Consider the following 18,866-nt stretch of genomic DNA (forward strand, 5'->3'; position numbering starts at 1 on the left):
TCTGGATGAGTAAAGATCGCCACAGAAAGGAGACGGAATTACCTAGCAATTCCTCCTTTTTCTGGAGCAAGGCCGACATAAGCAAAAAGCCCGAGTGAATTTAAACCGTAGTTGTTTCCTGAATTTCGCGTAGCTTGTTTGCCGCCTCAGCCGCGAGCTTGACGTCCTGCGCCCTCGAGATCGGGGCTACCACGATACCCGAAGGGGTGGATACGACCATGATGTCATCTAAACCGATGATGGCCACAGGCGGGCCATCGGCACGGACGAGGCAGTTATGCGCATCAATAAGAATGGCGCTGCCCTGCGCGTGGTTGCCGCCCCCGTCTTTTGCACCGAGCCGCCACAGTTCGCTGAAGCCGCCGACATCGGCCCAGCCAATGTCGCACGGTGCAGTTGCTGCGCGTTGCGTACGCTCCATCACGGCGTAGTCTACCGAGATCGAGGGGCAACGTGCAAAGCTCTCGGGCTCCAGCATGCGCGTGTTTCCAGATGCCTCGGCGCCCGCAAAGGCATCGCGTGTCGCGACAAGCACGTCTGGTTGATGGGTTTCAAGTTCTTCAAGCATGACCGCCGGCGAGAAGAGGAAGATGCCGGCGTTCCAGTCATATCCACCGTCGGCCACATAGCTTTGCGCGGTCTCGAAATTGGGCTTTTCGAGGAAGCGTCGGATCCCAAAAACGCCGTCTGTCAACGCTTCGCCGCGCTGAATATAGCCAAAGCCAGTCTCAGGAGCGGTCGGCGTGATACCAAAGGTTACGATGCGGTCTTTGGCCACGGGCGCGGCGCGGGAAATAGCGGAACGGAATTCTTCGGGTTTTGAGATCATATGATCGGCGGGCACCATCAGAACGAGGGCTTCGGGATCAATCTCTTCACCGATAAGAGCCGCAACGGTCGCAACGGCGGCCGTATTCCGCGCGAAAGGCTCAAGGACAACAGCCTGCGGCGTAAGCCCAATTGCGTCCAGTTGCGCCACTGCCAGCGCCTCGTGGCTCTTTCCGCAGATAACGACGGGCCTCAGGAACTCCGCCCCCGAAAGCCGCAGAGCGGTTTCCTGGATCATGGTGTGCTGGGTCGCCAGAGCATGAAACTGCTTCGGCTGCTCAGGCGTCGACAAGGGCCAAAGACGGGTCCCCGACCCACCCGACATGATCACCGGCAAAATCTTCATCTGAAAAGCGTCCTAAAATCGAGCGTTTGGATAATGCACTGCAATAACGAGGCCATTATGACGCCTGTTGGGGGAGTGAGGCAATAGATCTTTCATCCTATCGGCGACCCTTGGCTTAATGGGGAGTATGCATATAAACGTAAGTTTTCCATTGGATACCGATCTTTGCCTAGCTAACGCAGCTTAATCTGCAACTGCTCTGGATCGGTCTCGAGAACCCGCCTTGGTCTTCGGGGGGATCTCCTTTTTTCAGCCAGCGGCGGCTCCTCTCTCTCCACGGCTTCTGCATCCTCTTTTTGGGCAGATACGCAGGCTGGTGAAGAAACGAAGGGATTTTGCGGTGTTTCTTTGGGTTGTGGCTCAATCTGGCGAAACCACAAGCGCAGATCAGACCGGGCCGCCGCCTCAAAGTCCTTCTGGCTTAAATTCACGTCTGGTATGCGACGCAAGGAAGGGCTTACCGCCTTCAGTCGCTTAATAAACAGAGGCTCGGTGTAATAGTAAGCCTTCTGAGCCCTTATCGGGGGGATAGAATCGAGTATCAGGATTGCCTCGTCGGAGCTCATTAATTGCAATTCCTGGGGCAGGCGCAGAGGTCGCTTTTGTGAGCTGGTCCATTGTGAATTCGAAACAGCTGACTGACGCTCCATACGAGAGCGCGAGATTTCCTCGATTTGATAATTGCCCAGTCGCTCGCTTAAGCGTTTGGCGTCCTGAGTGTCTCTCGGCGCAAAATGAATATGCAAGGCATGATTAGCGCGAAGGGTTCGCGCATCGTGCTCGCCATATAGAGAGTCGAGCTGCGCTGAGCTCTGGATAACGGATAAGAGCCTCAGGCCGTAACTGGCGATATAGGCACTTGCTTTGGCGAGTATCTCAATCTTTCCCAGCGCGGCAAACTCATCAAGGATCACAAGGCAAGGCACACAAAGCGTGTGATCATCCGATGGCTGACGATCGACATTTTGCTGGATGAAACGTGACACGAAGAGATTGAGGATCAGGCCGCCCTGGAGGAGTTCGGCGGGTCCAATCCCAAGATAGACGCTCATGGGCTTTCGTCGAAGTTCCCTCAGATCAAAGTCGCTCGCAGACGTCGCAAAGGCGACCTTAGGGTCTGAAAAGACCGTAAGCGGCCCATTAAAGGTGGCGAGGATCGAGGTCAGCGTGTTCTCGCTCGTGAGGCAAAAGCGCGCCAGTGCCTCCACGCAGATACGGGTAAAGGGGCCATCCTGAAGCTCTAAACTTTTACGCGCCAGATAGGTCTTGGGGGCCTCGCCCTGACCGGACACCTCTGCAAAAACATTGGCCATGGTAACGGCGTCGGGCCTTGTTTCCATCAGGAGAAGAACCACGCCCAGAAACAGGTTGCGTGCCTGTTCGCTCCAGAAGGCATCCTTGTCCTTACCCTGAGGATAGAGGACGTAGGCGATCGCCAGTATGTCATTGATGCGATGGGCCGGATCCCGACGGATGGTATCAAGCGGGTTCCAGCGATGGGTCGCCTCGTCTGCGGCAAAGGGATTAAAAAGGTAAACCTCCTGACCCATGGCGCGTCGAAAGGCTGAGGTCAGATTAAAGTGCTCAAACTTGATATCGACGACGAGAACGGACCCTTCAAAGTCGAGGAGGTTCGGCACGACCACCGCCACACCCTTACCCGTTCGCGTCGGCGCGGCGATCATTACGAACTCCTCTCCTGCAAACCGGAGGAGGGCGTTATGGATCTTCCCCACAATGATGCCAGAACGAGAAAACAGACCCTTCCGTCTCATCTCGGATGGCCTGGCAAATCGCGCTTCCCCGTGGATGTTCTGCCGCCGCGTATTGAAGACGAGCTGAGCGATCAGGAGGATTGCAACGCAGACACCTATCGCACTTAGGCCCAGCGCGCGAAGGAGGTCGGCCCGCAACAGGTCTGCGCCTTCGGAGGCAAACCACACTCTCAGCCAGGGAAGTGGGCTGAACGCTGCGGTTAAATGGCCTTGCAGACTGAGATAAAGGAGGCTTGCCAATGACAATGTCAGATAAGCCAGGCCGCTGACCGCCATGACGGAAATAGTAGCGATGAACCCGATCTCCAAAGGCCGCCTCACTCTGCCGCCCTTTCCGTTTTGCGCCGCCAGACCTCCTTTACGACACGACGCCGCCCGCCCAAATGTCGCGCGGCGCTCAGATGGACGATAAGGTCGATGTTGAGACGCGCCAGATCAACAAGCTCTGATTTCGAAAACCCAGCCGCGTCCCGGTTTTCCCGACACATGAGGGCGAAACGCTCAAATGCCTGGGCGCAGGAGCCGGCATGAAACGAAGTGATCGATCCCCGATGCCCTGTTGAGAGGAGCTTCAGGTAATCAAAGGCTTCGGGCCCCCGAAGTTCCGCCATTAAAACCCGGTCGGGTCGCATGCGCAAAGACGCGGCAATGAGATCACCGGGCGAAATCTGTGCACCCGACTGCCCCCCTCTTGAATACAAAAGATGCACACAGTTTTTATGGGCGGGTAGAAAAAGCTCGCGTGCATCTTCGATCGTGATGAGACGTTCGTTTGCCGGAATGACCTCACAGAGGCTTTTCATAAGGGTGGTCTTGCCTGAGCCGGTCTCGCCGACGATGGCGAGGTTATCCCCCCGAAGAACGCTCTTTGTCAGATCATCGACCAGGCTTTCAGACTCCTCGTCAGTATCGGCAGGCTCATGAAAAGAGACAGGATCAACTTCGTCAAACGCGCCCTCCGCCGCCCATATCGACAGGGGTTTCGAAGTTCGCCAGGGGCGACGAATGGAGAGGGAGACAAGCCCGTCTTCAACGCACGGCGGAATAACGATCTGGACCCGCTCACCTTCCGGCAGAACAGCTGAGAGTATAGGCGTACTGGCCGAAAGCGCCTGAGCTGTGAAGGTGGCAATGGCTAAAGAAATCGTCATCAGTCGCTCACCGCTGAGCGCCTCCGAGATATGGCGCTCCCATCCTTCACCGGTCAAACAAAAAACTTCATAGGGGCGGTTGATGACCAGCTCCTGCAGATCCTCACGACTAAGCTGCGCCCCCAATGGCTTCAGCATTTCACTGATCATGGCACCCGCAAGAGGCCCATGAACCCCCTCAGCCTGCATTGGGACGATAGACATCCTTAAAGCTCACATCGCGGTTGACGTAGATGAGGGCCCGATCACCCTGCTGGCGATAGAGGGTGGGCGGCAGGTTTATGCCGGCATCAAGCACCTTCTCAGCCATAGACTGACCGGTCTGTCCCGATTGGGACCAGACAATTTCACCTTGCTGAGGCTTGCGCGTCACGCCTGAGACCGCGTCCTGCACAAACGATAAAAGGAATGCCGAACCCACACGTTGCCACCAATGATTATCAACCTTGCCATCGAGACCGGCCGCACCCAGGCTATCGGTGGCGTCCCCGTCAAAGCGTATACTGACGCCAGAGGGCGACCGAATGCGGCGCCAGCGAACCAGCAGACGATTTTGGCCTGGGCGGGAGAAGGCCTCGTAATCGCCCAGAACCTCAGTTCCGGCCTCGAGGAGCAGCACCCTTCCGGTGTCGGAGTAGACGGGGCGCGTGAGGATACAAACCGCCTGGCCTGCCAGTTCGCTGATAAGTCGCACGCTCAAAGCACATTCGATCAGCCGGCCTTCAGGCAGAAGATAATCGCGGTCGAGGAGCCTTGTCGCCTGCAAGGGCTGCATCGCGTCACTACTCTCAGACCTAATGAGAGGCTCTTTCCGGGGGCGGACAATTTCAACATCGGATGCCGCACCCTCAGGCCTAGAGCTCGGAATAAACAAAGACGTCGCCTCTTTTACCCTCGGCGTGCTCTGAGATTTGTCTTTTGTTTGGACAGGTCTCAGGGCAGGCGTGCCCATGCCCGCCTCGTACTGCCCGCTGCTCAGGGGCTCAGTAGGCGGGCTATAGGATTGCGATTGCGTCGCCACGTAAGGTCGCGTGATAACTGTCCCATCCGCACAGATCATGATGACGCCGTCAGGCGTCGAAATGCCGGCGCCATCGGAAGACTTTACGCGAACCGGTGATGACGCGTCCGGACATGAGGCGGGGGAAGAACCAGCTGCCGCGGGCGGGGACGTATCAAACCGGCGCCCTTTGGCGTTCGCAACCACGGCAGGCTTTTCCGTTTTACGCTGAGGCGCAGACGCACCCGATGCGTTTAACCACAAGGCGGCCCCTGCCCCCATTGCGAGGGCACAGCCTGAAAGGATGAGCAGATTGCGGGGCGGGAGTTTGAAGGTAAGCTTTGCGCCCTCTTGCCTGATCAGTGGCGGCCTGTCTTCCAGTTGCATGGGCTCTAGTCTTGGCACATCGAGATCATCGTCCGTCATGTCCCGCCCCCTTTTCAATCAGACCAGGTTCGGCGCTCACCCCACAGGCTGGATTTTCTGATCGCGGATCAAACCCCTGATTTTTCACCTTCACACGGGCGCGACCCAGGCGAATGATGAAGGTGGCTGCCGTCTCGTGAAGGACGACCGTCCCGTTTTCCATCTGCATAACGAGACGCTGCTCTTTGCTGTCCGAACCGATCTTAAACACCACCGGCAGTTCGCTTCCTGACGCGAAGCGAATACGGGTGAAACATCCATTGTCGGACATCTCGAGAGGTACCAGCGGCTCGCCGGCCTTGTTGGGTTCAAAGACATAGCGCCGATTGATCACGGGTGAGGACGTCCTCTCAGAGACAGCCTGTGCGCGCGCCTTGTCGTTCGTGACGACAGCTTGCGGATACTGAAAAATCACTCGGTAATGCGGTCGAGCCGTTATCCGTCCGAGGATGCGGCCGCTTGGGCTTCGCCTGACCTGATCTTCAACGACCTCAAGCTCAAAGCTATAGTCGTGACGGTTGGATCTGAGCTCCAGATTGTTTGACCGTGCACCAGGCTTTGGGCGGATCCAGACGCTTGAGGCCCCCTTGTCCGCACGTATGCACCAAAGGAGGCTGGCGCTCTCGCAATCGGCTGGCAGACCGGAAGCGGCCGCCTCTATCTCTTCATCAGCGCCAAGCACAATGCGCGTCACCACACCTGCCTTCACGCGCACATGGACCACCTCTTTTTCGTCATAGGGAAGCCGTATGACGAGGTCATCGCTTGGTTTTACCGGTAATGCCGGTGCAACCTCATGTGCGGCCGGCAATGCCAGACTGGCCAGAAACAATGGGAGAGAGGCAAGGGTCATGGCCGCCCCGCTGATAAAGGAAGCGCCCGGTCTTCGTCCGTAATCTCGGGATCGACCCTATAGGCTGTAACCTTAAATCCTAAGGGATTACGGATGAGGTCCTTTTCCTGGCCAAACGCGGAAGGCTCGTACCTGTAGGCGAGCGTCGCCAGAAAAACCTGACGGACTTCACCCATGGTATGGCTGAGACTACGCGTCGTACGAATAAAACGGACAGAGGCCTTTTGGCTAACCTTATCGGGGATCAGCGTAATGCTGAGGATGTCTATCCGCTCCTCGTTTTGGGCTCCGAGTACTCGGTCTCGACTATCTGGCCCCTCATAGAGGGCGCGATACTGCTTTACGACATCGCCGTCGGACAATGACAGGGTCGTGTCGTAATCCGACTGCAGGAGCGGATAGTAGTAGGCTTCGCGTGCGAGAATATAGCGTTGCACCCAGTGTTTATCGAGAAGCTCACCATATTCCTTCACCGTCTGATCATCGGCCGCCGCGACGAACTGGACGAGGCCCGTCGTCTTATCGACTTCAAAGACGTACGGCACGGCGCGACGCAACGGGGCAAGGAAAGCGAGGGCAGTTACAGAGACCAGTGCCAGAAGGCTCGCTGAGATGGCAACCGTCCAGGCTCTGCGTTCTGATCTCTGGCGCAGGGCCTCAACATCGTCCTCCCAGCGCCTCGCCTTATGGAAGTAGTCGGACGGGCCCTGCGTGGCGGTTGGAAGCTGGGGCAATGGCTTCGTCGTCATGGCTCGCTTCTGCCTCGATCAGGGTTGAATACGAAGGAGGCCGCGGCGGACGGAGCGTCTTTTGAAAAGCGTGAGAGCGTGCGCTCGCGCATGCGTTGCTGCAGGAGGTCCTGTGCGTCTGTCGAAAGCGTGCGCGCGGTATCAAGCATGATTTTTTCATTCGCGATATGCGACTGCTCGATCTGTAAGCGGGCCTGAAGCTCCGCAATGGCTTTCGGATCCTGCGTCTGATTGATTTCGTCTCTAAGTCCATCAATCTGTTGGGATCGCAGGCGAAGGCGCTCAAGCGTCTTAGTCTGAAAGGCAATGTCCTGATAGAGCTGATCCTGGCGAGCCTCGCACGAGGAGACAAGTCTGTCTTGTAACTGCTTACAGTCCAGAATTCTGTTTTTCTCCTTATAAGCCAACGCCTCGACAGAGAGCTTACGTCCCTTAAGATCGTCGATTACCGCATAAGTCTCGACGAGATCCGGGGGCAAGACCTCCCTGATGCGGGGATTATCGATTATGGCACCTAAGCCCCGCGATCCAGTGAGTGCGTCAAGTTGCGCCTTTGTCTTTTCATAGCTCGCTCTCAAATGGCTGATCTGTTCGGCCATCTGGGTATATTGTTTTTGCCAGGCACTGACCTGTTTGACGGCCTGGGCGAGATTGGACGCGTCGATGACCGGGGTGACTGCCGAGGCCCGGGTGATCAGCGACAGCGAGATGAGAACGCCACCTGTTACCGTAAGGAAATGCCACGTCTTCATTTTGAACGTCCTTTGCGCCAGAAGGGATGTACGGTTTCAACGATCGGATGCTGATACTTGTAGGCGGGTTCCGCGGCGTCTTTGCCGTGCTCAGCGGACGGTGCCTTAGGGCTATCCCCCGCAGCTGGAGAGGCAGACGCGCCTGGACTTTGCGAGCTATCGGATGACTTTTCGCCCTTTGAGCCGGATGCGGACTTCGATCCGCCCTTGCCTGAGCCGCCAAAAAGCTTCTGAATCAAGGCAAGGCCTGTGCGAGCGGCCAGTGCGGGTACGATGCTTCCACCGCCGAGGCCCACACCACCGGCCAGTCCCATTGCGATCCCGGACAGATTGAGCATCACAATGGTCAGACTGGCGCAAAGGATAAGAAGGGCGATGGCATCGCGTAAAACCTGCCCGCCGGCTTCAAAGGTCACGAGAACACTTTGCGCAAACTGCTCAGTCAATGAAACGACCAGGGTGAAGGCCGCGACAATCAGGACATTGAGGAGCAGGAAGTTCAGGACCTGCGCGATCCAGCTCTCAGTGAAGCGTTGGGTCGACGGAAACGCTGCGCACAGGATGAAGGCCGGGCCCAGGGCAAGGATGAGCGCCAGCGACGCCTTGGCGAGGAGATAGTAGCCGAGGCCTACGCCAACGATAAGAATTTCCGCGACGACAATCACCACAAGCGTGGCAAAAAGGACGAGATCAGGGACGAAGTTTTCGCTGATCTCTTGTCCAAGAAGGCGGCTTAATTCGTCAAAAGGGACCATGAAGGCATCAATCGCCGCCCCCACCGTCGTCGTGCCACTGAGTGTTTGAATAAGCCCGCTTTCAATCCCCCTGAAGCCTTCGACCGCAATCGCCTGATACTGCCCGGCGATAAGCGCCAAAGTGGCGACCAGCGCCAGCCGCATGAACTTTGAAAGGGGCGCAATGAGTGGTTCGCGCAGCTCACCTCTGGCCGCTGCATAGCCCATCAGGATGATGTAGAGACTAAAAGCCACCAGTGCGACCGGCGAGAGAGCAGACGCCAATGCTGCACTTTTCTGGGTGACGAAGCTGTCGAGAAGCGTATCTGCGGTCTGTTCGATTTCTGTGGCAAAGGACATAATTAAGCCTTTCCGGTGCGCTTGCGCGCAGCCACGGCCTCACAAAAAGCAGGCAACCACGCGTCCGGGTCATCGCCCAACTGGCCACGAATAGCGTCGAGCCACTCTACCGAGCGGGTATTGCCGGAAAGGACGTCCAGTTTCTCGCCGAGCATACTCAGGTCATAGGCGACCACTCTGGAGGTCTGCCCCTGGCGTATCAGACACTGACGGCTTAACTCGCCGAAGGATTTGAGGATGCGAAATTCGGTCGGCGTCAGCTTAAAGCCCTCGACATAGTCTTCGGCATCAGCTCGCGGGTTCGGCAGAAATATCTGGGTCACGCTTTGCTCCACCATGGTCTTGCCGATGGGGTGGGCAAGGACGTCGGAGGGTGACTGGGTGACGAAGACGCCAAGTCCGCCCTGTTTTCTGATCGTCTTTTGTTTGTTGAGGGCAAAATCGGCAAAATAGGGATCGCGCAGCGGCTTCCAGAACTCTTCCATCACGTAGATGAAGGGGCGTCCGTCTATCATCTCCTCGGTGCGATGGAGGAGATAGGCCATAACAGGCGTTCGGATTTCAGGGTCGTCGAGAATGTCAGTGTAGTCAAAGCCGCTGATCTGAACGCTTGCCGGATCATGAAGGTCGAGGGGATTATCGAACACCCATCCCAGTCTCTGGCCTCTAAGCCATTTGCGAAGGCGCTCAAACAAACTGTCCGTTCCCGACCTCGGCAGGTTTTGCGCGACAAGTGACAGACACCGAAGCTGTGGGGCGATACTCTCATTCATTACGGCCCTGACCGCATGGGCGATCGCGGCTTCGTCAGACGCCGGCAGATTTGGATTGCCTTCACCACCGGCGATAAGCCGCAATAAAAGGTGCTCACAAAAGCGCAGATTGGCGTCGCTCGGCGGCATTTGAAACGGGTTAAAGCCGCTAGGCTCGCCCCGGACGAGCTGAAAATAGCGCCCCCCCATGGCGCGGATGAAAATCTCAGAGCCGCGATCCTTGTCAAAGACCACCGCGCGCAAACCGGCATACTTTGTCGAAAAAGCCAGTAGGACCGACTGAAGCGCCGTTTTTCCGACCCCGGTAGCGCCACAGATGAACGTATTTCCAGGATAGGCCTCACCTTCAGAATTTTGCTCAGGCGGAGAGTCGTGGAAATTGAAGTAATAGGGATGGCCAGAGGGCGTATTGAAAACCGCCACGGCCTCCCCCCACGGATTTCCTTCTGACTTGCCCGTCGTGAAATTATGAAAACCTGCCAGGTCGGCAAAGTTGCGGCTCGTTATAAGCGCGCTTCTGGGCCGCATGCGCCAGTTACCCGGCAACTGCGAAAACCAGGCGCAGTCCGGCACGAGATCTATGGGCGATAATCTCAGACCGGCATGGTCCTGGAGTTTTGCGCGCGCATCTGCAAGCTGGCGGGCCACCCCTTCTGGCTGATCGGCAAAGACGCAGAGCGAATAGTGATACTCCCCAAGCTCAAGCTGGCCTGACTGCAGCGCATTCATCGCCTGATCGATCTGAACCACCTCATCGACGGCCGCATCTTCGGTCGCTATCAGACGCCCCTTTTGTCGGGTGAGTGCGCCGAGCGCATCGCGGCGATTGAGCATCGAGAAGGACTGCGTCTCGACGAAATCGTAATCGACATAAAGAAGCGGGTTCAGAAGCCCTGGCTCAGACTGGCGTGGAAAATCCTGAATATCGAGTAGGCCCGCAAAGCGGTGTTCTCGCGGATGCCAGATCTCAACGTCGGAAGAGTAGCGGCCGAAATGCAGTCGAGAAGATGGAAGACAGACAGATATGTCTGCAAAGGGCAGTCCTATGGGCTCCGGCACACCATTTAACAGCTGAGCCAGAAAGGTGAGAAGCTCAGACTGTGGACGGCCGTGCGAGGTATCAAGTCCCAGGCGCCTTGGCCCGTAGGCCTGAAGGCTTGCCGACACCTGGTCATGAAGCGCGCTCATTGTGCTGAGGGCATGGGCGCGTTGATCGGCAAACGAGAGGTTCGGCAAACGAAAGCCCGCGTGCCGGGACGGACAATAGACGATGGACAGATAAAGCGCGTTGGAGCGCTGAAAGCGGTCTTTTAAGCCCTCCAGATAGTCATCATGCAGGGACTGGCAAAATGCAGAGGCAAAGCGGGCGTTCAGATGAGGTTCAGTCCGATGGCGAAGGCGATGAACCCACAGGCTGTAGTCCCCGCCACCAAGGGATTTCAGGAACTGAACAAGGGCTGCCTTTCTCTGCAATACGTGAGCCGGTTCAGCCGTCTCGACGCAGACCCCGTTTAAGTGCCAGGTGCTGACATACGCCCGCTGTGCCCGCATCCACAAAACCTCAGGCGTGATGAGACTTGTGTAGGGGACGTAGTCGACGCTTGATAGCCCAGGACGTCGCAACGTTTGCAACTTCGATCTAAGGATTGTCATGTGACGATCTTTGAAACGAGAGCGGACCGTAAGAGGCGGTGCCCCAATGGCGAAGAAGGGGCCTTTGGGTGAGGCGCACCCGCAGTCGCAAAATCCACTGCAGGACGCGCTGATCATCCTTTTTGGTGACCTCGCGCATATAGAGATGGCCGGTCAGCCAGACCGCTGTGAAAAGGCCGCATGGCAGAAGAAAACGAAAGGCGAAAGCCCACATGGCCGGAATCAGGAAGGCCGCGGCAAAGCTTAAGAACACGCCGAGCGGCACACCTAAGAAGGTCGGAGGCCTTGTGCATCCTCTGAAAAAAGGATCCCGAAAGCCTTCCATTTAATTGATCAGCCAGCCCGCAATCGCCGAGGCGCCGCCGACAAGGACCGCTCCTATGACGATGTTGCTCACCTCCGTCCAGCGGGCCTGCTGAAAGCCCATCTTGTATCCAGCCCAGGCAATCATGATGGTGAACAAAACGACCCCGACACCCAAAATGGCCGTGCGCACGTTTTCTAGGACGCTGGTGAGCTTTTCAATCTGGGCAAGAGCCGGGCTCGGGATAACGCCAAGCCCGGCAGTGAAGACAAGGGTGAAGGTCGGGCCGAAAGCGAAGATACGCGATGCTATGAAACGCATGTTCAATCTCCAATTATATATAATGGCGTTGCTATCCTCGGTCGCATTTCAAACGCGCGCAATAGACGTGTTATCTGATCAAATGCTATTTTAACGATAGTTGCAATCCGGGCACAGGCGAACAAAATAACAACGCTGAGGACGCAGAAATGATTTTCGCGGCTAGGGAAAGGGCGCGGCTCGCAAAACCGGCTCGCAGATGGTCCCGCTCACCTGTGAGGCTGATCACGATTTAGTGCTTCGCGTTTGCACCCAGTTGCAAAAGCTGACGGCCGCGAAACAACGACCTCATTTAATCCGTTTCCTGGCGCCCGTCTTTACGCAAAAGATGCGTGATCACGTGAAACAATTAGAAACATTCTGTATTTTAAGGATAAAATAGCGGAACGGGCATCGTATATAGGATACGCCAGTCTTTTCGTTTCCCGGTAATGGATACAAATGAAATGAAAGAGCGCAGTATTTAGACATTTGCGCATTTTGCACCGCAGCAAATATGAGCTAAAATCTCAAAATGTGAATGCATATACTGGTCGGAATTGAGAAAAAATCAGCCAGATTGTCACTCATAGAGCGCCTTAACGGCTTCCTTTCCTAAGGAGCGGAAATGAGTACTGGAATTTTTAAGACTTCGCACCTATCTTTAAAACAGAGTTAGAGTCGGCGTAACCAAGAGGTGTTGCCATGAGGTCCATTACACACGACACATTTGCCAACCGCGCTCACCTGCGCGTGGAGTCTGCCCGCGAAGGGTCGGAGGTTCGCAGTCCTTCGTCCACACGCGCGGAAAGCTTGATGTTGCGTTGGGCCGCAATAGGTTTTTGTGCAGCCTTCTGGGCTGGCGTGGCCGCGCTCATCTTTTAATCCTTTCCTCTCAAGGTCAAAAAAAGCCTCCGCGGGTTGCCCGCGGAGGCTTTTTTTATTCAGCGTGTGGCACGCTTAGTAGCGATAGTGTTCCGGCTTAAACGGCCCCTCGACGGAGACGCCGATATAGTCAGCCTGTTCAGGATTAAGGGTCGTTAGCTTCGCACCGAGCTTCTCAAGATGCAGGAGCGCGACCTTTTCGTCGAGCTTTTTAGGCAGGGTGTAGACCTGCTTTTCATAGGCCTTGTTATTGGTCCAAAGCTCAATCTGGGCCAGCGTCTGGTTGGTGAAGGACGCTGACATCACAAATGAGGGATGGCCCGTCGCATTGCCGAGATTCACGAGGCGGCCTTCAGACAGGACGATGATCTTTTTGCCGTCCGGGAACTCCACATGGTGAACCTGAGGCTTGATCTCGTCCCACTTATAGTTACGCAAAGAGGCAACCTGGATTTCAGAGTCAAAGTGGCCGATGTTGCAGACAATGGCGTTGTGCTTCATCTCACGCATATGCTCGAGACGCAGGACATCCTTGTTGCCGGTCGCCGTGACGAAAATATCACCAAGCTTTGCCACTTCCTCGACGGTCCGGACCTCATAGCCCTCCATCGCCGCCTGAAGCGCGCAGATGGGGTCGATTTCCGTGACGATGACACGCGCCCCACCGTTTCTCAGGCTGGCCGCCGAGCCCTTGCCCACATCGCCATAGCCCAGCACCACGGCCACCTTGCCGGCAAGCATCACGTCGGTCGCACGACGGATCGCATCAACGAGCGACTCGCGGCAGCCATAGAGGTTGTCGAACTTCGACTTCGTGACGCTGTCATTGACGTTGATCGCCGGAAACGGCAGTTCACCCTTCTGGGCCATGGCATAAAGGCGATGAACGCCCGTCGTCGTTTCCTCGGAAACACCGATGATCGCATCACGAATGGCCGAATAGAAGCCGGGCTTTTCCGCCAGGTAGCGCTTCATTACCTTGTAGAGCGCCTCTTCTTCTTCGTTCTGCGGATTATTCAGGATGGACGGATCCTGTTCCGCCTTGGGTCCGAGCACGGTCAGAAGCGTGGCATCACCGCCGTCATCAAGAATGAGGTTCGGATAGCCGCCATCATGCCATTCGAAGATCTTGTGCGCATAATCCCAGTATTCTTCGAGGGTCTCACCCTTGATGGCAAAGACGGGCGTGCCCCGTTCCGCAATGGCGGCAGCGGCGTGGTCTTGCGTCGAGAAGATATTGCACGACGCCCAGCGCACCTCGGCGCCGAGCGCCTGCAGGGTTTCGATGAGAACACCCGTCTGGATCGTCATATGCAACGAACCGGCGATGCGTGCGCCCTTCAGGGGCTGTTTGGGTCCATATTCCTCACGCGTCGCCATCAGGCCCGGCATTTCGCCCTCGGCGATTTCGAGTTCCTTGCGCCCCCATGCGGCGAGGGAGAGGTCTTTTACGATGAAGTCTTGAGCGGCCATAAGGGGTGCATCCATAGTTTCAAATGTAGCCGTCTTATAACGATCCGCGCAAACTTATGCAATCAAGATATAAAGATGTCTTTATATGGTAGAGCCGGCCTTCTAAGAGCCTGTGGCAACGACAAGGCCAGCCCAAAGCGCCTCTGTTTGCTGCCAAAGCCACATCAGGAAATTCAACACATAACGAGCACCAAAATAAACCCAGGCGACTGAGGCGACCGCTACAGGAAAAGACAACAAAAGGCATATACCGTCGCGTTGCAAAAGGCCGAGCCCCGTCAGGACGACGGCTGTTCCCGGAATGATGTTTGCCCCCGGCATAGGAAGCAACAGTATTAGGGCCATAAGAAGGGTCTGAGCACCGAAATAGCGAAGCCACAGTCCGCCTGTCAGGAAAAGGAGCCTCGGCCGAACGAGAAACTCAATCTTTCTGAGCACGCTAACACACGCCTTGAGAGCGCCAGTGAGGGTCTCATTTTTGAAAGACCAGCGCGTGGCAAGCCTTGGCATCCAAAGCTGCCTTTGCCCGAAAAGCATTTGCAAGGACGGGCCTATGAGAAGAAGGCCAAAGAGCGTCGATATGCCCGGGATGTTGGGGATGCAGATCGGCAGGGCCAATATGATGAGTAAAAGCCCAAGGCCACGCCCATCGAGGCGCCTTATTAGATCGCCAGCCGTCACCGTCTCTTCTCCCGCAAAGCTTTTCGCGAGGTCTTCAACAAGACGCGAGGCTGGCGTATCCGAAACAGGCATCATCACTCGTCCATTCCCGGTATCCGCGTTACGAAAAATTGGTTCTTTCGTCAATGTGAGGCCCCGTTTGACCCGACCAGATGGATCGTTTAACGACAAGGCCAGAGGAGAGACATATGCCTGACACCACGCACGCCTTTGTAGCGGTTCGCCACGACTGGACTAAGAGCGAGATCTCGGCCCTTTTCGAGCTTCCCTTTATGGAGCTCGTTTACAAGGCGGCAAGCGTCCACAGACAGGTCTTTGATCCCTCAGAGATCCAGCTCTCTCAGCTTCTGTCGATCAAAACCGGCGGATGCGCTGAAAACTGCGGCTATTGCTCTCAGTCTGCCCACCACGACACGGGCCTGAAGGCATCGAAGCTCATGGCGGTCGATGCGGTGTTAGATGCAGCCAAAGCCGCAAAAGCGGGCGGTGCACAGCGTTTTTGCATGGGGGCTGCGTGGCGCGACCTGAAAGATCGTGACGTTCCGGCACTTGCCGAGATGATTGCTGAAGTGAAAGCGCTCGGCCTTGAGACCTGCGCGACACTTGGCATGATTACGCCCCAGCAGGCATCAGCCCTTAAGGCCGCGGGCCTCGACTATTACAACCATAACCTCGATACCTCTCCTGAATATTATGATCAGGTGGTAACCACCCGAACCTACCAGGAGCGTCTCGATACGCTTTCGGCCGTTCGTGAGGTCGGGATGAAGACCTGCTGCGGCGGTATCCTTGGCATGGGTGAAACACGCGAAGACCGCGTCTCGTTTCTTCAGCAGCTTGCCAACCTGCCTGCTCACCCCGACAGCCTGCCGATCAACAATCTCGTTCCGGTCGCCAACACTCCATTGGGGGATCGCGCCCGGCGTAAAGGCGAGATATCACCCATTGACTTTGTACGAACCGTTGCGGTCGCCCGTATCGTTTGCCCGAAATCGATGGTCCGACTGAGCGCAGGCCGCAACGAAATGGACGAAGCCCTTCAGGCCCTTTGTTTTCTCGCAGGCGCCAACTCAATATTTGTGGGAAGCCAGCTTCTGACCACACCCAATCCGGAGCCGGGCACAGATGCGCACCTGTTACAATCCCTCGGCCTCAAGCCTATGGCGAGCACACTCTGATCAAGCGTAACCGAAACCTCCTGCCTTCGGTGTGATCATACCCCTTGAAGGATGGTGCAGGCGAGGTGGTTGTGGTGTGCTTTCTTCATGAAACACACGCACTCCCCTGCCCTGCCTATGATCGTCCTCGACTGGCGCACGCTTGAACGCAGCTTACTGTGGCTCGTGCCGGCCAGCCGTCGAAATGAGGTAGCCAATCATATTTCCGTTTTGATGGAATTGTCCCTCACTCAGCCCCCCGCGCGCATCACCGCCGAACTTATTGTCCGCATCGGAATGCTGATGGAGGCACAAGAGCGCGAACCCTCGAGCTGAGAGCCAGAAACGCAAGGCATCATTGCGACCGATCGGTCATTCGTGACTTAAGGGCGCGATGAAAGGCGGGCGCTTCCGCGCTGGAAGCTCGCTCATGCATCTGACGCACGCGTTTATCTGCATCGCGGATGAGCTCGGGAATAAGCGTCGCTTCGGGGAGGTTTTTCCAGTATTTTTTTGGCATCTCAGACTGCATCGCCGAAACCTTAAGCCGTGCAGGATTGAAGATGTTGGCGTAATAGGCTCGCCATAAATCGTCGGCTTCATCCTTTAATTCAAACGGTTTTGCCGGCGCCTCGCTGAAATGAAGCCTTGCCCCCTTCCAGGCGGCAGACCCTTTAGGCGTGGCAATGATCCAGTCCATGTCGCCAAATCGTCTTTGGAAAAAAGGCGCTGTCTGAGCGACGATGAAATGCTCCGGCTCGAACCACGCGACAAAGGCGCGGCGCTCTGAGACCGCTTGTGTCTCCTTGAAACGCACGAAAGCCTTCATCTTATGCATATCGCGACGGACGGACTTCACAAGTCCATGCAGCGCCCGAACGTCCGGGTCTGCGGGATCGTCTAACAGATGCTTTTGGGATTGCAGGCGCCATAACAGACGATAGCAGAGGTCAAAGCGCTTGGCATCGGAATGGCAAATCGCCATTTCCGTTAATTCTATAAATGCGGAACTAACGAAGGCGGCCGGTTTTAAGACGGCCTGAGCCCTGGCGTTTGCTGGTGTCGAAGCCGAGCCCTCCGACGCCTCATAAACGGCAGCATCGTCCGAGGAAGCGGTCTCCCCAAAAAGGTCGTAAGTCTCAGTCTCGACGGCCCAGTCCACAAACTTAGGCTCGATGCCGTTCGTCAGCGCTGCCCTTGCCGCTTTACGCCATTCTCCATAGTTGCCTCGCGCGTTCAGCCTGACCTTCATAGCAGGACCAGTTGCTCAGGCTCTGGCGCAAAGAGCTCACGCAGATTGGCACGGTCGATGAGTTTTATGGGGGTCCAATCGTCGGTGACAATAAAGGGCTTCACCTTACGGACCGAGATTTTGAGGCGTACCAGATCCTCGATTTTCAGGCGCCTGTAACGGCGCGCATTCAGAAGAGACTGAACCGATTTAACACCAAGCCCGGGTACCCGAAAAAGCACCTCCTTATCGGCCCGATTGACGTCCACCGGAAACCGCTCACGGTTTTCCAGTGCCCAGGCAAGTTTAGGGTCGAGGTCAAGATCGAGCATCCCGTCTTTGCGGCCTGCCGTAATCTCTGCGATGTCAAACCCATAGAAGCGATAAAGCCAGTCAGCCTGATAGAGCCTGTGCTCACGGATCAGGGGGGGCTTTATCAGTGGCAAGACGTTTGACGCATCAGGTATGGGGGAGAAGGCCGAATAATAAACGCGTCTTAGTCTGAAGCGGCCATAGAGCGAAGCACTGGAGCCCAAAATCGTTGCGTCGTTCGTTGCGTCGGCCCCGATAATCATCTGGGTCGACTGCCCGGCCGGCACAAATCGCTTTCGACGCCGCCGGAAGGTGGGTTCTGAGAACTCGTCAATCTTCTGCCTGAGCTCGCCCATGGAACGGCGAATGTTTTGTGGGTGCTTTTGCGGAGCGAGGGCCTCAACCCCGGCATCCGTCGGCAATTCTATGTTTATGGAAAGGCGGTCGGCATAGAGCCCGGCCTCTTCGATTAGTGCGGCCGAGGCTTCGGGTATGGTCTTCAGGTGGATGTAGCCTCGAAAGTCGTGCTTCAGGCGCAGATCTTTAGCGATCTTGACCATTTGCTCCATGGTGTAATCCGATGAGCGAATGATCCCGGAGGAGAGAAACAGTCCTTCAATGTAGTTGCGCCGGTAAAACTCAAGCGTGAGCCAGACGACTTCGTCAGCGCTGAAACGGGCGCGTTCCACGTTCGACGATGAGCGATTTATGCAGTAGGCGCAGTCATAGATGCAAAAATTCGTCATCAGGATTTTGAGGAGAGAAATGCAGCGCCCGTCAGGCGCATAGGCATGACAAATGCCCGAGCTTTCCGTTGACCCTAACCCGCCGGATCGCGAGTCCCGTTTCGATGTGCCCGAAGAGGCGCAAGATGCATCATACTTTGCCGCGTCAGAGAGAATGGCCAGCCGTTCACGCAAACTCTTTTTCATAAGTTCATGATATGTTCTAACCGTGGATTGTCAAGACTCGCCCGCATATAGCCGGGTCGTTGACCTCGGAAGACAACGCCTAACCGCGCCCGCGGCAGCTCTAAAACACGATCTAATAGGCAAGTCCGACCGTGAGCCCCGCGACCAGCGCCCCAATGAAACCGAAGACCATGACCATTACCGTGGCAGTC

Annotated in this window: 17 protein-coding genes; 2 read left to right on the forward strand and 15 right to left on the reverse strand. The window is 56.2% G+C overall.

The window, feature by feature from the left end; genetic code table 11:
- Nucleotides 1–100: 100 nt before the first annotated feature.
- From PQU94_RS00720 to PQU94_RS00780, 13 genes are all read right to left on the reverse strand, one after another.
- A complete protein-coding gene (locus PQU94_RS00720; protein ID WP_272739580.1) occupies nucleotides 101–1,174 on the reverse strand; it encodes a mannose-1-phosphate guanylyltransferase/mannose-6-phosphate isomerase in 1,074 nt (357 codons plus the stop codon).
- Between the two features lie 173 nt (nucleotides 1,175–1,347).
- Entirely contained in the window at nucleotides 1,348–3,258 is a 1,911-nt protein-coding gene (locus PQU94_RS00725) for a type IV secretory system conjugative DNA transfer family protein (RefSeq protein WP_272739581.1), read from the reverse strand.
- Between the two features lie 8 nt (nucleotides 3,259–3,266).
- Entirely contained in the window at nucleotides 3,267–4,250 is a 984-nt protein-coding gene (gene virB11 / locus PQU94_RS00730; RefSeq protein ID WP_272739582.1) for a P-type DNA transfer ATPase VirB11, read from the reverse strand.
- A 28-nt stretch (nucleotides 4,251–4,278) separates the two neighbouring features.
- Complete coding sequence (locus PQU94_RS00735; protein ID WP_272739583.1) at nucleotides 4,279–4,875, reverse strand: TrbI/VirB10 family protein; 597 nt, start codon at nucleotides 4,873–4,875, stop codon at nucleotides 4,279–4,281.
- A 637-nt stretch (nucleotides 4,876–5,512) separates the two neighbouring features.
- On the reverse strand, nucleotides 5,513–6,379 hold the full coding sequence (locus tag PQU94_RS00740; RefSeq protein ID WP_272739584.1) for a TrbG/VirB9 family P-type conjugative transfer protein: 867 nt from the start codon (nucleotides 6,377–6,379) through the stop codon (nucleotides 5,513–5,515).
- The gene (locus PQU94_RS00745; protein WP_272739585.1) at nucleotides 6,376–7,128 is read right to left on the reverse strand and encodes a VirB8 family type IV secretion system protein; all 753 of its coding nucleotides are present in this window, start codon (nucleotides 7,126–7,128) and stop codon (nucleotides 6,376–6,378) included. Before PQU94_RS00745 ends, PQU94_RS00740 begins: the two co-directional genes overlap by 4 nt.
- The gene (locus tag PQU94_RS00750; protein WP_272739586.1) at nucleotides 7,125–7,880 is read right to left on the reverse strand and encodes a TrbJ/VirB5 family protein; all 756 of its coding nucleotides are present in this window, start codon (nucleotides 7,878–7,880) and stop codon (nucleotides 7,125–7,127) included. Before PQU94_RS00750 ends, PQU94_RS00745 begins: the two co-directional genes overlap by 4 nt.
- The gene (locus tag PQU94_RS00755) at nucleotides 7,877–8,974 is read right to left on the reverse strand and encodes a TrbL/VirB6 family protein (protein ID WP_272739587.1); all 1,098 of its coding nucleotides are present in this window, start codon (nucleotides 8,972–8,974) and stop codon (nucleotides 7,877–7,879) included. The genes PQU94_RS00750 and PQU94_RS00755 overlap by 4 nt, the downstream gene beginning before the upstream one ends.
- A gap of 2 nt (nucleotides 8,975–8,976) precedes the next feature.
- Nucleotides 8,977–11,400: a VirB4 family type IV secretion/conjugal transfer ATPase gene (locus tag PQU94_RS00760; protein WP_272739588.1), complete on the reverse strand. Its 2,424-nt coding sequence runs from the start codon at nucleotides 11,398–11,400 to the stop codon at nucleotides 8,977–8,979.
- Nucleotides 11,387–11,725, reverse strand: coding sequence for a VirB3 family type IV secretion system protein (locus tag PQU94_RS18115; RefSeq protein WP_368407049.1), 339 nt, complete (start codon nucleotides 11,723–11,725; stop codon nucleotides 11,387–11,389). Before PQU94_RS18115 ends, PQU94_RS00760 begins: the two co-directional genes overlap by 14 nt.
- Nucleotides 11,726–12,025, reverse strand: coding sequence for a TrbC/VirB2 family protein (locus tag PQU94_RS00770; RefSeq protein WP_272739590.1), 300 nt, complete (start codon nucleotides 12,023–12,025; stop codon nucleotides 11,726–11,728).
- 939 nt (nucleotides 12,026–12,964) lie between these two features.
- Nucleotides 12,965–14,362, reverse strand: a complete 1,398-nt coding sequence (gene ahcY / locus PQU94_RS00775; RefSeq protein ID WP_272739591.1) for an adenosylhomocysteinase — start codon at nucleotides 14,360–14,362, stop codon at nucleotides 12,965–12,967.
- A 102-nt stretch (nucleotides 14,363–14,464) separates the two neighbouring features.
- Nucleotides 14,465–15,169, reverse strand: coding sequence for an exopolysaccharide biosynthesis protein (locus tag PQU94_RS00780; protein WP_272739592.1), 705 nt, complete (start codon nucleotides 15,167–15,169; stop codon nucleotides 14,465–14,467).
- Between the two features lie 62 nt (nucleotides 15,170–15,231).
- On the opposite strand from PQU94_RS00780, the gene bioB reads away from it, so the two are divergent.
- Both bioB and PQU94_RS00790 read left to right on the forward strand, forming a co-directional pair.
- A complete protein-coding gene (gene bioB, locus PQU94_RS00785; RefSeq protein WP_272739593.1) occupies nucleotides 15,232–16,221 on the forward strand; it encodes a biotin synthase BioB in 990 nt (329 codons plus the stop codon).
- Between the two features lie 117 nt (nucleotides 16,222–16,338).
- Complete coding sequence (locus PQU94_RS00790; RefSeq protein WP_272739594.1) at nucleotides 16,339–16,536, forward strand: hypothetical protein; 198 nt, start codon at nucleotides 16,339–16,341, stop codon at nucleotides 16,534–16,536.
- Between the two features lie 19 nt (nucleotides 16,537–16,555).
- Here PQU94_RS00790 and PQU94_RS00795 read toward each other — a convergent pair whose 3' ends face one another.
- Nucleotides 16,556–17,452, reverse strand: a complete 897-nt coding sequence (locus PQU94_RS00795) for a TIGR03915 family putative DNA repair protein (RefSeq protein ID WP_272739595.1) — start codon at nucleotides 17,450–17,452, stop codon at nucleotides 16,556–16,558.
- The gene (locus tag PQU94_RS00800) at nucleotides 17,449–18,675 is read right to left on the reverse strand and encodes a putative DNA modification/repair radical SAM protein (RefSeq protein WP_272739596.1); all 1,227 of its coding nucleotides are present in this window, start codon (nucleotides 18,673–18,675) and stop codon (nucleotides 17,449–17,451) included. Before PQU94_RS00800 ends, PQU94_RS00795 begins: the two co-directional genes overlap by 4 nt.
- Nucleotides 18,676–18,866 lie beyond the last annotated feature (191 nt).

This window comes from Asticcacaulis currens (assembly GCF_028550395.1).
GTDB classification, from domain to species: domain Bacteria; phylum Pseudomonadota; class Alphaproteobacteria; order Caulobacterales; family Caulobacteraceae; genus Asticcacaulis; species Asticcacaulis currens.

Excerpts from the sequence above, each read along its gene's own strand:
- PQU94_RS00740 (WP_272739584.1), bottom strand. The coding sequence starts at position 6,379 with ATGACCCTTGCCTCTCTCCCATTGTTTCTGGCCAGTCTGGCATTGCCG.
- PQU94_RS00760 (WP_272739588.1), bottom strand. The coding sequence starts at position 11,400 with ATGACAATCCTTAGATCGAAGTTGCAAACGTTGCGACGTCCTGGGCTA.
- PQU94_RS00735 (WP_272739583.1), bottom strand. The coding sequence starts at position 4,875 with ATGCAGCCCTTGCAGGCGACAAGGCTCCTCGACCGCGATTATCTTCTG.
- ahcY (WP_272739591.1), bottom strand. The coding sequence starts at position 14,362 with ATGGCCGCTCAAGACTTCATCGTAAAAGACCTCTCCCTCGCCGCATGG.
- PQU94_RS00800 (WP_272739596.1), bottom strand. The coding sequence starts at position 18,675 with ATGAAAAAGAGTTTGCGTGAACGGCTGGCCATTCTCTCTGACGCGGCA.
- PQU94_RS00770 (WP_272739590.1), bottom strand. The coding sequence starts at position 12,025 with ATGCGTTTCATAGCATCGCGTATCTTCGCTTTCGGCCCGACCTTCACC.
- PQU94_RS00790 (WP_272739594.1), top strand. The coding sequence starts at position 16,339 with ATGATCGTCCTCGACTGGCGCACGCTTGAACGCAGCTTACTGTGGCTC.
- bioB (WP_272739593.1), top strand. The coding sequence starts at position 15,232 with ATGCCTGACACCACGCACGCCTTTGTAGCGGTTCGCCACGACTGGACT.
- PQU94_RS18115 (WP_368407049.1), bottom strand. The coding sequence starts at position 11,725 with ATGGAAGGCTTTCGGGATCCTTTTTTCAGAGGATGCACAAGGCCTCCG.
- PQU94_RS00720 (WP_272739580.1), bottom strand. The coding sequence starts at position 1,174 with ATGAAGATTTTGCCGGTGATCATGTCGGGTGGGTCGGGGACCCGTCTT.
- PQU94_RS00795 (WP_272739595.1), bottom strand. The coding sequence starts at position 17,452 with ATGAAGGTCAGGCTGAACGCGCGAGGCAACTATGGAGAATGGCGTAAA.
- PQU94_RS00755 (WP_272739587.1), bottom strand. The coding sequence starts at position 8,974 with ATGTCCTTTGCCACAGAAATCGAACAGACCGCAGATACGCTTCTCGAC.
- virB11 (WP_272739582.1), bottom strand. The coding sequence starts at position 4,250 with ATGATCAGTGAAATGCTGAAGCCATTGGGGGCGCAGCTTAGTCGTGAG.
- PQU94_RS00750 (WP_272739586.1), bottom strand. The coding sequence starts at position 7,880 with ATGAAGACGTGGCATTTCCTTACGGTAACAGGTGGCGTTCTCATCTCG.
- PQU94_RS00745 (WP_272739585.1), bottom strand. The coding sequence starts at position 7,128 with ATGACGACGAAGCCATTGCCCCAGCTTCCAACCGCCACGCAGGGCCCG.